Source organism: Vibrio ouci (assembly GCF_004551525.1).
In the GTDB taxonomy this organism is placed as follows: Bacteria; Pseudomonadota; Gammaproteobacteria; order Enterobacterales; family Vibrionaceae; genus Vibrio; species Vibrio ouci.
In genome coordinates this window covers 22,459-38,657 of sequence record NZ_SATR01000001.1, presented here as the reverse complement: position 1 = coordinate 38,657, position 16,199 = coordinate 22,459, and the positions used below count along the sequence as shown (strand labels likewise).

The window sequence follows — 16,199 nt, the reverse complement described above, 5'->3', positions numbered from 1 at the left end:
ATGAATGACGTTGAACAAAAACGCAAGTATTACCGATTAAAGTACCCTAAACGAGCTAGGCCTTTCGTTCGATTCGGTGATGAGATGTTTCAGGTGACTGAAGTATCGGAAGGCGGCATTAGAATGGTCTCTAATAACTTCACCAATATGTATAAAGGGCTGACCGTAAAAGGTGTACTGAACCTTAATGAAGAGAACGTCGTCGAGGTTGAGGGAGCTATACTTCGTTTCGATAAGGATGAAGTGATCGTCCAATTGAAAAAAGGCCCGACATTTAAAATTATGGTCGATGAGCAACGCTTTATTCGTACCAAATATCCTTCGTTTTTTGAAAAATTAAGAATTGAAGCAGCATAGTAGGCGCTACGTACAAACCCACACTCAGTTCTGACGAACTAAGGCTCCTTTACGGAGTCTTTTTCTTATCTGGATGTAGATCTTGATGTGAGAAATCATACGCTAACTGTTAGACAATAGAACCATGATGGAAAAAGGTAGATCGCAATCAATGGATAAAAGCGCCTTATTACAACAGCTGTACTTGAGAGAGTGTCAAACCAAGGAGTTGGTGGATATACCACATATACCTTCGGGTTTGGTGAATTTGCCAGAGTATCAGCGTTGGTTAGACACCAAGCGTAATATTGAGATTGAAGATGTTGAGAACACTCATTGGATAAAAACTTGCACGGGCGGCTACATTACTGAGTTAGTATTTCATAGTGATGGAACACTCGAAGAGTTTCGACTGTTTGATCGTTTCGAAACTACGGGGCAGTGGAGGCTTGACGATGGGGTATTGCTCGTTGAAATCCAAAAAGGTTCAAACAAGTACAACTTAGCCGTGATTGGCAATTCGGAAATCAATATTCACTCTGCGGTTGAACTGAAAAATGATGAACTGCATTCGTACCTAAAGCTTGCGCAAATAAAGTAAAAAAGAGGCAGCTTTCGCTGCCTCATTGATATTAAAGAGTAGTCTTTTTGACCATGCCAGCTTCCGCGTGGCCGGGGATATTACAAGCAAACTCGACATTATTGTCGCCATGGAAATGCCACAGAAGTTGCTTTGCTTTACCCGGCTTGACAGTCACTGCGTTGCCAGAGTCGTGGGCATGGTGACTCATCGTCTTCATCATTTCACGATGTTCTAGCTGCTCTTTCGCTGAACCAATGGTGAACTCGTGGTCAATCTTACCTTTGTTCATCACCACGAATTGGACAACATCGTTTGGCTCAATCTTTACCTCTTTCTTAAACTTGATAGTCATATCATCATCTAAGATTACGTGAACAACCTTGTCGGGTTTTGCTCCTTTAGCTGGCATACCAACATCAGACATACCTTCCATATTCATCATAGAATGGTCCATCTTATTGTTAGACATGTTGCTGTGATCCATAGAGCCATGATCCATTTTTCCGTGGTCCATATTGCCATGGTCCATGTTTGCGTGATCAGAGTTCGCGTAAACTGCAGTTGTCGTCAGAGAAAGCATGATTGCAAGTAGTGTTTTTTTCATTGTTCTTCCTTACCTAGTAGGCGAAATAATTGTGATTGGGGAAATCGATTCCCCAATGTGTTGAATTAGTTGTGTGTTGATTGATTTTGAGATTTAAGCTCGCGTTGTTTCCACAATTTAAAAATTGCAGGCAGTACGAGTAGGGTAAGCATCAGTGCTGAAGCCATACCGCCGATCATTGGCGCTGCGATACGCTGCATAACTTCAGAGCCAGTTCCTTCCCCGTACATAATAGGGATCAAGCCGATAATCACGGTAAGAACCGTCATCATCACTGGGCGTACACGAAGCCCTGCACCTTCTCGAATCGAGTCAGTCAAATCACGGGTTTCGAGTGCTCGATTACTTTCCTCAGCCTTAAGTTTGGTGTAATGCCATGCTTGGTTGAGGTAGACCAACATGATTACACCTATCTCCACGGCGACACCTGCTAGGGCAATAAATCCAACCCCGACGGCTATAGAGAAATTATAGTTAAGGTAATGCATTAACCAGAGACCACCGACCATAGCTAACGGCAGGGTCAGCATGATAATCATCACTTCGCCCACGCGGCGGAAGCTGAAGTAAAGCAGTAGCATGATGATGGCAATGGTAATCGGCACGACGACGCCTAAACGCTCTTTAGCGCGCTCCATATATTCATACTGACCTGACCAAGCTAATGAATAACCCGCAGGGAGGTTGAGTTGCTCGGCAACGGTCTGCTTTGCTTCTTCAACGTATGAACCTAGGTCTCGGCCATCAATGTCGACAAATACCCAGCCATTTGGGCGTGCGTTCTCTGTCTTTATCATCGGTGGACCATCTTCGTAACGGATATCGGCTACGTCAGCGAGTGCGATGCGCGCGCCATTTGGTGTGACAAGTGGCAAGTTCTGTAGTTTGACCACCGAATCACGGTAGTCTTGCGGGTAGCGTACGTTGATCGGGTAACGTTCTAGCCCTTCAATGGTTTCACCCACGTTCATTCCGCCAACGGCTGTGGAGACCACTTGCTGAACATCTTTGATGCTTAACCCGTAACGCGCGGCTGCACGGCGGTTGATATCGATAGTGACATAACGACCACCCGCTACGCGCTCAGCATAAACTGAAGCAGTACCGTTAATCGCATTAAGAATAGGCTCAAGATCCGAACCAATCTTCTCAATCACTTTTAAGTCAGGGCCAGCGATTTTGATACCTATAGGCGTTTTGATACCTGTCGCAAGCATGTCGATACGCGTTTTGATTGGCATAACCCAAGCGTTGGTTAGCCCCGGGAATTTTACGAGTTCATCAAACTCTCTACGCAGGGATTCTGTTGTGACGCCGTCACGCCATTGGTCACGTGGTTTCAACTGAATCACAGTTTCGATCATAGTCAGCGGAGCAGGGTCGGTGGCTGTTTCTGCTCGGCCAATTTTACCCCAAGATGTTTCCACTTCAGGTACGGTCATGATTAGCTTGTTGGTTTGCTGTAGAACCTCACGCGCTTTACCAATCGAGATGCCCGGATACGTAGTCGGCATGTACATTAGGTCGCCTTCGTCTAGCGGTGGAATGAACTCGCTACCCATTTTTGTGGTTGGGTAGTAAGCCGAAGCCATTAACACTAGGGCAAGCGAAATAACACTTTTCGGATATTTCAGACTTAGATTCAATAAAGGTTTGTACAGTGACACCAACCCTTTGTTGATCGGGTTTTTGTTCTCCGGTAACACATTACCGCGAATGAAGTAACCCATCAGCACAGGTACTAGGGTAATCGCTAGACCGGCAGACGCTGCCATCGCATAGGTTTTAGTGAAGGCGAGAGGAGAGAACATCTTACCTTCTTGGCCCTCTAAGGCGAATACTGGCACGAAACTCAATGTAATGATCAGCAGTGAGAAGAAGAGCGGAGCGCCCACTTCTTGCGCTGCATTACCGATCACCTGCCAACGGTTTTTATCGTTGAGAGGAGTCCGTTCAATATGTTTATGAACGTTCTCTATCATTACGATCGCGCCATCAACCATGGCTCCGATGGCAATCGCGATCCCCCCGAGCGACATGATGTTGGCGTTAATTCCCTGCCAATGCATAACAATAAACGCTGAGAGAATACCGACAGGTAGACTTAACGCGATCACCAGTGATGAACGAATATGGAATAAGAACAGCGCACAGACGATAGCAACCACGATGAACTCTTCTGTCAGCTTCTTCCATAGGTTTTCAACTGCTGAATCAATCAGTGTTGAACGGTCGTAAGTCGCGACAATTTCCACACCTTCAGGCAAGCTGTTTTGTAGTTCGCTGAGCTTGTCTTTAACTTTGGCAATAACCTCGCTGGCGTTTTCCCCAAAGCGCATCACAATGACACCACCAACAGCTTCGCCTTCACCATTAAGCTCTGAAATGCCACGGCGCATTTGTGGGCCAAGGTTGATGTCAGCAATATCGCCAAGTAGTAGTGGTGTACCTTGCTCGGTCACTTTCAGCGGCAAGGCTTTGATGTCTTCAATACCGGATAGATAACCTGTGGTACGGACCATATGTTCCGCTTCAGCCACTTCAACCACCGATGCGCCACTTTCTTGGTTACCGTTTTGAATCGCCATATTGACCTGTTGTAGCGTTAGGTCATACGCACGCAGCTTAGCTGGGTCAATCTGAACTTGGTATTGCTTAACCATACCGCCCACAGTGGCTACTTCTGAAACGCCATCAACTGTTTGCAGCTCGTACTTCAAGAACCAGTCTTGTAGGCTACGAAGTTCGGCTAAGTCGTGTTGCCCAGTTTTGTCTTGAAGTACATAGCTGTATACCCAGCCCACACCAGTCGCATCAGGGCCAAGTGTCGGCTTGGCACTGGGTGGTAAATTAGGCGCAACTTGGCTTAAGTACTCCAGTACGCGCGAGCGAGCCCAATACATGTCGGTATCATCATTAAAGATGATGTAGACATAGGAGTCGCCAAAGAACGAATAGCCACGGACTGTTTCTGCTCCAGGTACCGCGAGCATGGCAGTGGTCAGTGGGTAAGTGACTTGGTCTTCAACCACCTGTGGCGCTTGACCTGGGTAGCTAGTCTTGATGATCACCTGTACGTCAGAGAGATCAGGAATCGCATCAACCGGCGTGTTCTTGATGCTGTATAAACCACCGAATACCAGCGCAATGGTCGCAACAAGGACTAAGAATCGATTGTTGATCGACCAGCGAATAATCGCATTAATCATACTCGGTCCTCATCTAACTCAAGTTGTTTCAGGATGTACTCAGAACCTTGTTTCTCGATTAGAAACCGAACTTTTTGGCCTTCTTCAAAGCCTGATAGGTTGATCTCTTCGCCAACAGAGAAATTGAGCTCACCTGAATCCCAATCCCACTCGGTTACCGGTAAGTGGTTTAACGTGATCATGCCAAAATCGGCCATCAACATAGAGATGTCGCCCGTTGCCCAAACTTCTGCAACGATGGCGGCATCACTGATTTTGTAGTCAACGATCTCGTATTGGCCTTGTGGTGTTTTTTGCATCTCAAACTCTATCGCTTGCCCTTGAGAAAATGGCGTGAAATCCACTTCATCTGCAACATTGAAGTTCATCACCATGCCCGGCCAGTCCCATTCAGGTACCGGTTGATGGTTGATGGTCAGCATGCGATGTCCTTCCATGACATCGGTGATCTCACCTTTGGCCCAGGCTGTTTCTGCTGGTGGTTCGACACCGTTGATGCGCGATAGATCCGCCGATTGGCTTGATTCTGAGTCGAGCATGAAGTGTGCTGCAGTAACGATTTTCTCTCCGACTTTAAGACCACCTAATACTTCGATTTTGTCTCCAGCTTCTCGACCGACTTCGATGCGTGCTGAGCGATATTTACCGTCACCTTCGGCGAGCACAACACGAGTCATTCCGCCTGAACGGATAACCGACGAGCGAGGAATTGTGAGTACTTGTTCGTTACTAACAGGGAGCAATGCGACGTTAGCAAACATATTCGGTTTGAGTTCACCGTTAGGGTTAGGGAACTTTAAACGGACTCTTAAGGTGCGAGTTTTCGGATCTAGAATCGGGTAGACGTAATCGACTTCACCGGTCCAGCTTCCACCCGGAATGGCGTCTAAGGTCATTGAAGCTTGGCTACCTTTGCTAATCCAATGAGACTGGCGCTCAAAGACCTCCGCATCTACCCAAACTTCGCCGAGAGGGCCAGCACTGATTACAGCTTGCGCAGGTGATAAGTAACCGCCTTCACGAATGTTTAAACTAGCGATAATGCCATCTGCCGGGGCTTTAATTTCGATAGTCTGAGATGCTTTGCCTCGACGTGTGATTGCACGGATTTGCTCTCGATCTACGCCGAGGGTAATCAATCTGTCTGTAGCGCCTTTAATCATGCCTTTACGCTGAGTTTTATAGGCACTGAGCAGCTCTTCTTGAGCTTTGACTAGTTCAGGAGAGTAGAGCGAAAACAGAACTTCACCTTGGGATACCTTCTCACCAACTGCGTTGATGTTGAGCTTCTCAACCCAACCCGAAGCGCGGACGTTGGTCTGCCATAATTGGCTTTCATCAAAGGCAATGTAGCCAACGGTTTCAATACGAGGCGATAGAGCTTCTTTTGTCACTGAAGCGGTTTTTACGCCCAGATTGTTTTCTACCGCTGGGTCAATTTTGACTGTTCCCGGCTTATCATTGTCGCCGTTTAGGTCAGACGCATAAACCGGAATAAGGTCCATACCCATTGGAGATTTCCCAGGCTTGTCTCGCTGGTAATTTGGGTCCATTGGAGCCACCCAATACAAAGGTTCATCTGAACTTGTTGTCGCTTCAGCTGAAGCGCTTGGCATTGCATGTCCAGCGCCTGATAAATAGAAGTTAGCGCCGTAGCCAATAGCACCGCCCACCAATAACGCAAGCGTCGCAACTTTAAATGTACTCATGTCTATTCCTTATTCTTACTTGCTGTGGGTAAGGGGTGATTCAGGGCTTGTGTATTCAAAGCCGCCAAGTAATGCTGCCAATTTGCTATTGGTAATGTTTAGGTCAGTCGTCAAACGTGCGACTTCAAGTTGCAGTGCGAGCTCATCACTTGATGCGGTAATAACATCGCCAAATTGTGCGGTGCTATTCTGGTAGCCGCGCTCGACCGCTTGGGTTCTTGCCGTCGCTTGAGGAAGCAAACGCTCTTGATAGCGTTCGATGCGTTCTTGCAGGTTTATGCGGTCGTTCATCAGTGCGTTCACCTGAGCGTTCATTTGCGCCAGCAAAGTATCTTTTTGATATTTCGCTGCACCTACTTGATGCTGCGCCGCGGCAAGGTTCTTGTCTTGGCGATTACCTGTAAAGAGAGGAATATCCATGGTCAAATATGCACTTACGAGGTCAGACGCTGGTTCACCCTTCATGTTGTTGGCTTGACGGTAGGCGTACATGACCTCAACCCCAAATTGCGGCGTGTAAGCTTGTTCAGCCACTTCTACCTGAATTTGGTTAACGGAAATGTTGGAGTCAGCCATTTGTGCCATTGGGTGCTGGTTTAACTGGTTATAGTATTGGGCAGTACCGGCGTGTGAGGACAAAATCGTATTTAGTGTAGGCCAACTCAGAGAGTAGCTCGCCGAAAGAGAGCGATTGCTGCCTAACCAGTTAGAGCCAAGCCATTCAGAGAACTGAGAGACGATACGACTTTGCATTTGATGATTGAGTTGCAGCTTTTCTTCTAGCTTATTCACTTGCAATTGAGTGTTGAGCAGGTCCTGAGCTTCGCTTTTACCAATGGAGTAATTGGTCGTCACGAATTGTTCCATTTCAGTCATTAGACGCTGGTTTTCAACGATGATCGACTCGGCGTATTGCAAGTAACCAAGCTCCAACCAAAGCTGCGTCATTTGACTGGCGACTTCTCGTTCTCTTAGAGAAACTTGTAACGACAGCCCGCTCGCTTGTTGACTCGCCTTGCGTTGGTTCAACTCTAATGTTGAACCGCGTTCGAACTGCTGCATTAAGCCAACGGATATATTGGTCATTGGATCTTCGTCAAACTTAAATGAGTCGACAGGCAGTCCACCGAAGCCAACTTTGAGTTTTGGATCCATTAATGTCGCGCTCGCAGCACCCGATTCAGTCATAGCCAGTGACTGAGCCGTGTATTGCGCTCGGCTACTGTCTTGGCTTAACGCAGATTCAATCAGTGCATTGAGCTGGTTTGTTGACGCCGCGATGCTCGTAGAAGCTTTCATTTCTTTAGCATTAGAGACGGCTGGTATCGCGGCGATTGATACGGCGATACAAAGGCTTATCGGTTTAGTAAAACCAAGGCCGTATAATTCATTGTTCACAATCATAATCCATTCAGGGCGTTAGAAAACGCATAGACTTATCCCAGTACTTTTATCGGACAAACGTCACGATCGGGAAACGATATTTATGAAAGAGAATTAAACGGTCGGCGGGCGCAGGATAGATTGAAGGCGTGCGACGGTATCACCAATTTTAATCGACTGGTGTAGCGCTAATGACGGTGTAATCGCACTCAAGAGCTGAGCGCCATGATTAGGGTAGGAGGCACTAGAACAGACAGTTGTACAGCAAGTGTGCATACCGCTGTCACTTTCTCCGCAATGTGCAGAGTTTGTGGAATCTTGTTGGGCACTATTCGCCATCGAATGAGGGGTGTTACCCTGACTCATCGACATGCAATCAGTATGCTGTGATTGGGTGCGTTTAGGTACAAATGCCTCGGCCATTTGCATGGATTGAGAGTGGTGGCTGTGAGCCCCATCCATTACCTTAGCACTTTCAAAGGTTACGCTATTCATCGCCATCGCTGGTGAACTCGACACATAGTTCGAGATCAGCATTAATACGATACTGAACATCAAAATCATCGTGTTCTTTAGTGAGTGAGTCATAGCATACCTTTGTTTATAGGGTAGAACTTTAAAGGCTACCCTAAGGGTAAGGTCAACAGTTTTTTCGATTTAGAGTGAATTTTGTCGATCTATGTTTAGTATAGCGCTCTGGACGAGAAGGCAATGAACTTATGGGCTGCGTTGAGCGTAAAAAAGGCGCAGAACATGCGCCTTTTATCTTATCGGTGTGTTGCCTAGGTTAGTCAGCCGGACGCCAACTTAGCGCGCTCGCAATCGCACCGACAGCCAGAACATCGTTTTGTTGAGCCGTCATTTCTGGTAGCCACTGTACCGTGAGAATGCCATTGGTTTGCACCGCAGCGACCTCTTGTCCTTTTAACTTAAAGCTGTAACCCAAAGGGTTTTGCAGTGGCATCATTAGGCCAGAACCTGTGTGTACAGTTTCAACGTCAAAGTGAATGCCATCAACAGCAATAGAACCTTTCTCTTTGTTTTCAGTGCCAAAGTCGATCACTTTTGCATCGCGTTCAAGCAAGAAAGTGCCAGCAGGCTCGCCTTGAGAGGTAATATCGCAAATGTAAGGAGAATCACCGCCAAACTGAAGCATGCTGAACTTAACCGATGTGCCGCCACCGCCACCGCTGCAGCTCAGCAGCCAAGTTTTGCCACTGTCTTTATTGGTCACTTCAGCCGCCATTGAGCCATCTTTAGTTGAAATCGTATTGAACCAAGTTGATGTAGATGCGTCGCGCGAGTACTTACCCTCGTAAGTTGCACCTAATGTAAATTGACCGTCACCGCCTAAGCCCCATAGGTCGCCATCGGTTTTAATTAGCATTTCAGGCTGAGCTTTCACAGCTTCGGATTTATCCATAATGGCAAGGCTGCCACATGCAGTTAAACCAAGCACAGAAATTAAAAGAGTAAGTTGCTTTTTCATTGTATATACCAGTTGAACTCTCCCAGCAGATTCACTGAAAGAAAGTAGTGATTATTATTAGAGAGCGATTGTCTTGTCTGAGAAGGAGACTTTCTCGACATAAACGAGTTCATCAGTACCCGTTGTAGGGCAGGTAATGGTCGCGCCATACTTGGTTTTGGTGATCGAACACTCTGCATATTTATGATCGACAAGGTAGGTATCGACACCACCTTTACCAAATATGATGTTATTGGCCGAGTTGCCTTTAATGACGTTATCTTCATCGTTAGCAATTAGGTTGATTTGTTTATCGCCAATGATCTCAGCGTTAATCAGCCATTGTGACTTGTAGGTGTAGCCATCTGTTGGCTGGGCATCATCTCGGTTCATTACGAATGTCGGTATTTCCCCTGAACCCGGATAAGTGTGCTCAAAATAAGTAACGACGCCCACAGAGTCGATTCTGGCGGTGTATTGCAAGTGCTTGTGGAACATGCCTTCGATCCATTCTTTCGCTTGCTTATCTTGGCTTTCCATTGCTTCGCGAGTTAAGGCTTGGTAACCGTCTAAGCCGTGACCGTTATGCTTTGCGACGCCCATGTAAGCTTCAAAGGCAGCGGCAAAATACTCATGCGAGTAAGAGGTACCAACAGTAGGGTTGTTGTCATCACCTTCCCAATCTTCCCAGCTAGAGTCCGTTGGGCGCCAAACTGCGTTGCCACCAGCTTTGTGTAGGTTATATAAGTTAAGTGCGCGAGCATCGATGTCTGCTTGAAGGCCCTTCAGTGTGGGTGCAATACCTTGAGCTTGCGTGATATGTAAGATCTCTTCAAACGCAGCGTCACGGTCGGCATGGGCACCAAGGTTAGGGCAGTAATCGGCGTAATTGCTCATATAGTGGCAATCGCCTTCAAGAGATAGCTCACGGTACATCAGAGACTGACTATTTAGCAGCCACTGTGATGATTGCTTACTTGTTACGATTCCTTCAATTAAACCATCGATAACCGCTTCGAAATCTTTCTCAGAGTGTTGATCTTCGTATTGAACTAACGACTTTACAAATGCATCTGCATTTCTGAAGTTCAGGCCTGCAAAGCTACTCGCACCTGATGCTTTAACCCAAGCTTCAAGTTTGCCCTGACGCTCAGCTTCTTTTGCATAGATGCGCGTGAGAACCGTCTGATTCTCATTATCGTCAGCGGTCAAAATTAGCGTTGCATTGCGGTTGGCCATGCTATTGGTAATCGATTGTTTGTCAGAACCGTACTGACTGCCTGCATAGTTGGTGAGCAGGTGCTGCATGATCATAGCAGCGCGGCGAACTTTTTCATTGTTAACGCCATCATTGGTAGCAATGATATGAATCGTAGGAACAGAGGCTGTATTACTTGCGCGATAAGCGTTACTCGATTTAGGCGTGATCTTGACGTATGTCTTAATATCTTTAAATTGAAACTTCTCTGGAATCTCTTCAGTCATCACCACTGAGCCAAAAGTAGAGTTCGCCGTAACAGGTAATGCTGTTCCTTTCTGTTGGCTAGTGTTGTCGCTATCGTCACTGCAACCACCTATCAACGCGATAGATACAGCTAGCGCTAATGCTTGTTTAATCATCATTTTCTTACTTCCCCTTAAGACCTAGCGAATAAGAAATCGATTTAATCGTTCCGTCTGGCGCGGTTTTTACCACATAGCCAGAGTAATCTTCGAAGAACTTATCGTGAATTAATTCCCAGTGAGTGTCCTTTTGTAGAACGTAAGGTTCAACTTCTCTAAATGATGAGTTGTAGGTATGGAAAATACCGCTTAGTGCTTCGAGTAAAACCTCTGCGTCTTCGCTATTTGATATCACAAACTCTTTTTTGAAGCATTGAGTAAACTCAGGCAGAGGCTGAGTTGTACTTGGTGAACTGATGAGCTCTACCTGTCCATCTTTATGTAGGAAGTAATGACCACCATAGCTGGAACTTCCGTCTGTCGTGCTCACTGTTGGTGTTGCTGAGTAAAAATCGCAGTCAAATACAGCGCGAATGGCTAAGCTTTTGACTTTTTTTACCTCTACGCTAAACCATGTTTTAACGATATCGGAAATTTGGGCATCAACCGAAGCTGAAGCGGTAGCTGAGAAAACAGAAGTCAATAAAAGGACAGAAGAGGAAAGCTTCATACGCATATACCAGTCAATGATGAATAACAGAACTGGAACGAATGTTAGCGGCAAATAAATATAATTTAAGTAAGCGCTTGTATGCGTATTGGGTTTTTATCTCGTTATGTAAGCTAATACTCAGTGGTGGTTACAATAAGTTAACAAAACTTGGTCTGTTTTTATGAATAAACTACCAGTTCATAAGGGATTGATCAGAGAACTAAGCAATTTTCATTGATTTATTGGGTATGTCATTTTGTAAGGTTTGGGTATGTAAGCACATGTAAGCGTTTGTCTGAGGGGCATGAGAAATTAGGCGATTCTTTCTGTCTCATAACTGATACGTAATGTTGTAAAGCATATTTTACGCAGTGTGATTTTTGAACGCTTCCTACCGGGTTTGTTAATTAAATTGCTCATAATTAAATATAATGAGTCACAAGTTTTAATATATTTTTATATTCAAGCGCGTGTCTGTTTAATAATTATACATTGCCGGTCTTATATAAAACGAAAGCCTGTAATCGATTGCATCGCTTAGTGAAAATACACCTTAAATGTAAGGTAATTCTTACTCTAATTATTTGCCAAGTTAATGAGTTGCCTTGAAGGGTGAAACGTTTGCTATATACTGCGCGCAAATTTATAAACAGCGTGCAGATAGATGAATTCAAAGATTTTATTGATCGAAGACGATCGTGATATTTCTCAGCTTACTCAGATGTACTTAACCGCAGAGGGTTACCAAGTTGAAGCGATATATGATGGCTCAAGTGCGATAGATAAAATCAAAGAACTTCAACCAGATCTTGTACTGCTTGATTTGATGCTACCGGGCAAATCAGGGGCTGAAATATGCGCTGAAGCGCGTCAGTTTTATTCCGGTATGATAATGGTACTCACCGCTGCTGAAGATGAAATGAGCGAAGTGAGCTTATTCAAATTTGGTGCGGATGATTATGTTACAAAGCCTGTGAGAGGGCACATACTTGTTGCTCGAATTGAAGCCTTGATGCGACGTTACCAACGACAGCAGAAGCTAGAGCAATCGAGCTATGTTTCTGACGCTCATGGGATTGTTATTAACGCCCAGAACCAAACCGCGTATTACGAACACAAACCAATCAATTTGACCAACTCAGAATTTGAGATCTTACAATTGCTGATAGAGAATGCGGGAGAAACCGTATCTCGTGACCATTGCTGTCGCTTAGCAAGGGGCATCGAATACAACGTCAATAATCGCTCTATTGATATGCGAGTATCAGGACTGCGCAAAAAACTCATTCAAGCTGAAGTCTACAGTGCCACGATTAAAACTATTCGCAATCAAGGTTATAAACTGGTGAGCAGCAACGCATGCGCATAGAATCTCGACCTCGTTCTATGTTTACCTGCCTATACATAGAGAGTTTACTGGGCATGATGCTTACTTTTGCAGTCTTCATGCACTTTGGTACTGGTTACATGCGCAAAGCGGACCTGGATATCTTTGTTGATGACGGAATCCACCATGCTCAACGCTATGTGAACAGTCGCTATGAACGTCATGGGTTGTATGAGAAGTTAAACCAGTATGGTGAGTTGACTTTTTACGATTACAAACTGGCCCTCCTAAAAGGGAGGGATGAAGCTCAGCCGTTGTGTCAGCAATGTACAATGCATATTAGCTCTCAAGGTATTCGGGTCTACATGGATGACGATGAGTTGTTAAGAATGGCGTCACCGATTCCAAACTCTCCTTATCATTTGCTCTTTCAGGAAATAGACGACCCTCATAATGATACGCTTCCTTGGTACGAAGATGAAGAAGTCCATTTTATGGCTTCTCTCTTTATTACCATGAGTATAGCGCTTGGTTTATTAATCTATTTACCGCTTCACCGTGTAAACAAGCGTGTTAACCGACTCATTATGACGCAAGAGCGCTTTGGTCAAGGTGAACTAAACGTGAGGGCAGAGGCTTATCATATTTCTCCAATCAAAGAGATCGCTCAAAGCTTCAATGAAATGGCGGAAGATATTGAACGTCGCGTTAAGCAAAATCAGATATTCTCGCATGCGATCCCCCATGAAATCCGCACGCCTTTGAGCAAGATTCAGATGGCATGTGATCTGATTAGGCGAAAGGACTGCCAAAACAGAGAGCAGCTTTTTAATGATATCGACGACTACATTGAAGACATTTCAGATCTGACGAGCGATATACTGCAGCTCTCAAAGCTGAACAATAAAATGGGTTACGATGAAAAGCCGATTGAAAAAGTGGTCCCACTGAGACGCCTATGTCGTTGTCGTTTAGACATGATTGCGAGCAACACAACCAAGCTGAATATTGCAGATGACGTTGTTGAAGATGAAGTGACGTTACCACCCGCGTTAGCCAAGCTCGTGATAGACAACCTGATCAAAAACGCTGACAAATACGGTAATGGTTTAGTTGAAGTAACATTGCACGAATACCCAACGTGTTGGACCATTGATGTAGAAGATAACGGCGAGGGCATACCTGAAGAAAAACGCCAAGAGATCTTCATGGCTTTTGCCCGATTAGATAAGAGCCGCAACGCTAATGATGGTGGTTTTGGACTCGGCCTTGCGATTGCAAAAAACGCCGCGAGAAACCTAAATTGGACAATTTCAGTCGATCAAAGCCATTTAGGTGGTGCTCGCTTTACGGTTGTGATTCCTAAAAGGTAAAAGCCGTATTCGATGAACCTTGCAGAAAACGGCTTTTTTAAATTAACCGGTGAGTTTCTATGCAGCGGACGTAGAAACTAAGTACTTCTCCCCCTGGATTTTTTCAGAAGCAAAAGCAAGGTCTAAACATTTTAGTTCTTCATCAGTAAGGGAGATATTCTGAGCTAATACATTTTGCTCCAAGTACTTAATGTGACGTGTTCCTGGGATCGCCATTAGGTTTGGCGCTTGATTAAGAAGCCAAGCTAGGCAGACTTGTGCACCAGAAGCGCCGTATTGTTTTCCAATCGTATCAATGAGGCTAAACAGTGGTCTGTTGGCTGACATGTTATGTGCAGAAAAGCGTGGAATGTTAGTTCTGAAGTCAGTGGTTTCCAACTTAATAGAGGGCTTAGTGAGTCCTCTCCCCAGCGGGCTGAAAGCGACAAAGGTGATATTGTTTTGCTGACAGAATGGCAAAATTGACGCTTCGACTTCACGGCTCCACAATGAGTATTCTGATTGCAGGCAATCAATTGGGTGTACTCCCTGAGCGCGAACTAAATCGTCTGCAGAGACCTCTGATAATCCGATAGCCTTTATTTTTCCTTGCGCTTTTAATTTTGCTAGAGCTTCAACGCTTTCTTCTATTGGTGTATTCGGGTCAGGGCGATGCAAATAGAAAAGATCTATGCACTCAATGCCTAAGCGTTTTAAGCTTGCTTCGCAACTATCAGTTATGTATTTAGTGGTGCCATTGTAAGTGCGTTTGAAATTGCCATCTGGGAGTATTTCTTTGTGGCGGACGATGCCACATTTTGTCGCTACTGCGGGCTTAATTTTCGACTGTTTTAAGAACTTCCCAATTAGTTTTTCGTTGTGCCCATCGCCATAAAGGTCAGCTGTATCAAAACAATTCACACCTAGTTCAACCGCTCTGGCCATGACTTTGAGTGAATCATTGTCGTTACTTGAACCATAAAATTCAGACATGCCCATACAGCCGAGCCCGATACGGTTCATTTTTAAATCTGAGGTGATATTAATCATTGGATTTCCTTCTTTTGATAATTTCAGGCGTGATTTCTAACAACATGACGGAACATGTGAAGCCAGCTCCAGCACTAACAAGTAGTACTAATTCACCCACATCAACTTGTTTGTTGTCGATTAATTGATGAAGCCCTAACAAAGCGTCGCTTGCCCCTGTGTGACCAATTTTTCTTCCTTGTTCCCAAAAGCTATGTTTGCAAAGAGGGGCGAAAACTTTTTCATAGGTTGATAACCGGACTGAGTCTCCAACAAAAGGGGCGATTAACCAGTCGATTGGTTGCGTTTCATCACCTATTTCATTGATGAGCTGGTCCTTAAGTGATGTCAGGCAAGTCAAAATAGGTTTGATGAAGGCCTCTCTTGAGTTACGTTGTAAGAAATGTTTTTTGGTTGCTTTGATGTCGTAATCTTGTTTCCAGCTGTCACCGTTTTCTTTGTGCGGTTGCTCCAAACGATGCAGGGCTTCAAGTTCAGGGATAGTGCGTGTCTCAAAGAAACGAACTTTGGCAAAACCTTTTTCAGAATCAAACAAGGCACTCACTGCGGCATCGCCATAAATCAACCCATAATCTGCGTTCCAGCGGCAAAAATTGGAATGAGTGAAATTGTCAGCACTAGTTAGCAGTAACTGCAGCTTTTGTAGAGGGTGCCGATAAACCTGCTGTAGGGCGAGAAAGCCTCCGTTACAACCGTGCTGTACATTAAGGGGTAAAGCGTCAATTAAACCTAGGCGACTTTGCAGATACGACGCGGGGTTCCAAATTCGTTCGTACCTTTGCCAGTGAATAGATGCATAAATAATATTTTGTAAGCTTGTGCCATCTTCTTCCGCATCTTGTAGGGCGGCGAGTGATGCGATCTCTGCCATTTGTGGAGCAAACAGTTCGGTTTCAATAGCCGCGCTTTCGTAACCATCTTTTTCAAGATACTCAATCGGGTAGCGGTCGTGAACGGTAGCATATTGAGCTGAGCGTCTGTGGCTGGGCAAATAGGCTCCGATACCTCTGATGTACATTGTGT

13 protein-coding genes and 1 pseudogene are annotated in these 16,199 nt (G+C 45.2%); 4 read left to right on the top strand and 10 right to left on the bottom strand.

Translation table 11 applies throughout. The annotated features are described in order from the left end of the window. Both ELS82_RS00170 and ELS82_RS00165 read left to right on the top strand, forming a co-directional pair. Positions 1–357, top strand: a complete 357-nt coding sequence (locus tag ELS82_RS00170) for a PilZ domain-containing protein (RefSeq protein ID WP_134833668.1) — start codon at positions 1–3, stop codon at positions 355–357. Positions 358–484: 127 nt separating this feature from the next. Continuing rightward, positions 485–937 (top strand): hypothetical protein, encoded by a 453-nt coding sequence (locus ELS82_RS00165; protein WP_370447422.1) that lies wholly within the window; start codon positions 485–487, stop codon positions 935–937. A gap of 31 nt (positions 938–968) precedes the next feature. Here the strand turns inward: ELS82_RS00165 and copI are convergent, their stop codons facing one another. The 8 genes and pseudogenes from copI to ELS82_RS00125 all read right to left on the bottom strand — a co-directional run bounded on the left by copI (position 969) and on the right by ELS82_RS00125 (position 11,465). Beyond that, positions 969–1,523 carry a copper-resistant cuproprotein CopI gene (gene copI, locus ELS82_RS00160; protein ID WP_134833666.1) on the bottom strand — a complete coding sequence of 185 codons (555 nt, stop codon included), beginning with the start codon at positions 1,521–1,523 and terminating at the stop codon, positions 969–971. Between the two features lie 65 nt (positions 1,524–1,588). After that, complete coding sequence (locus ELS82_RS00155) at positions 1,589–4,732, bottom strand: efflux RND transporter permease subunit (protein ID WP_134833665.1); 3,144 nt, start codon at positions 4,730–4,732, stop codon at positions 1,589–1,591. Beyond that, on the bottom strand, positions 4,729–6,441 hold the full coding sequence (locus ELS82_RS00150; RefSeq protein WP_167489167.1) for an efflux RND transporter periplasmic adaptor subunit: 1,713 nt from the start codon (positions 6,439–6,441) through the stop codon (positions 4,729–4,731). The genes ELS82_RS00155 and ELS82_RS00150 overlap by 4 nt, the downstream gene beginning before the upstream one ends. 15 nt (positions 6,442–6,456) lie before the next feature. Continuing rightward, positions 6,457–7,719, bottom strand: a pseudogene (locus ELS82_RS00145) (TolC family protein); the annotation flags it as partial. 219 nt (positions 7,720–7,938) lie between these two features. After that, positions 7,939–8,412 (bottom strand): hypothetical protein, encoded by a 474-nt coding sequence (locus tag ELS82_RS00140; RefSeq protein WP_134833662.1) that lies wholly within the window; start codon positions 8,410–8,412, stop codon positions 7,939–7,941. Between the two features lie 199 nt (positions 8,413–8,611). After that, positions 8,612–9,313, bottom strand: a complete 702-nt coding sequence (locus ELS82_RS00135) for a VV20781 family protein (RefSeq protein ID WP_134833661.1) — start codon at positions 9,311–9,313, stop codon at positions 8,612–8,614. Positions 9,314–9,370: 57 nt separating this feature from the next. Continuing rightward, a complete protein-coding gene (locus ELS82_RS00130; protein ID WP_134833660.1) occupies positions 9,371–10,915 on the bottom strand; it encodes a hypothetical protein in 1,545 nt (514 codons plus the stop codon). Positions 10,916–10,919: 4 nt separating this feature from the next. Next, positions 10,920–11,465, bottom strand: a complete 546-nt coding sequence (locus ELS82_RS00125; protein WP_134833659.1) for a hypothetical protein — start codon at positions 11,463–11,465, stop codon at positions 10,920–10,922. Between the two features lie 646 nt (positions 11,466–12,111). Here ELS82_RS00125 and ELS82_RS00120 point away from each other — a divergent pair. Both ELS82_RS00120 and ELS82_RS00115 read left to right on the top strand, forming a co-directional pair. After that, positions 12,112–12,816, top strand: coding sequence for a response regulator transcription factor (locus ELS82_RS00120; RefSeq protein ID WP_134833658.1), 705 nt, complete (start codon positions 12,112–12,114; stop codon positions 12,814–12,816). Beyond that, the gene (locus tag ELS82_RS00115; protein ID WP_134833657.1) at positions 12,807–14,147 is read left to right on the top strand and encodes a sensor histidine kinase; all 1,341 of its coding nucleotides are present in this window, start codon (positions 12,807–12,809) and stop codon (positions 14,145–14,147) included. The genes ELS82_RS00120 and ELS82_RS00115 overlap by 10 nt, the downstream gene beginning before the upstream one ends. A gap of 57 nt (positions 14,148–14,204) precedes the next feature. On the opposite strand, the gene ELS82_RS00110 is transcribed toward ELS82_RS00115, so the two are convergent. Both ELS82_RS00110 and ELS82_RS00105 read right to left on the bottom strand, forming a co-directional pair. Then, positions 14,205–15,176 carry an aldo/keto reductase gene (locus tag ELS82_RS00110; RefSeq protein WP_134833656.1) on the bottom strand — a complete coding sequence of 324 codons (972 nt, stop codon included), beginning with the start codon at positions 15,174–15,176 and terminating at the stop codon, positions 14,205–14,207. Then, positions 15,169–16,194, bottom strand: a complete 1,026-nt coding sequence (locus ELS82_RS00105; protein WP_167489165.1) for a ketoacyl-ACP synthase III family protein — start codon at positions 16,192–16,194, stop codon at positions 15,169–15,171. The genes ELS82_RS00110 and ELS82_RS00105 overlap by 8 nt, the downstream gene beginning before the upstream one ends. Between the last annotated feature and the right edge of the window lie 5 nt (positions 16,195–16,199).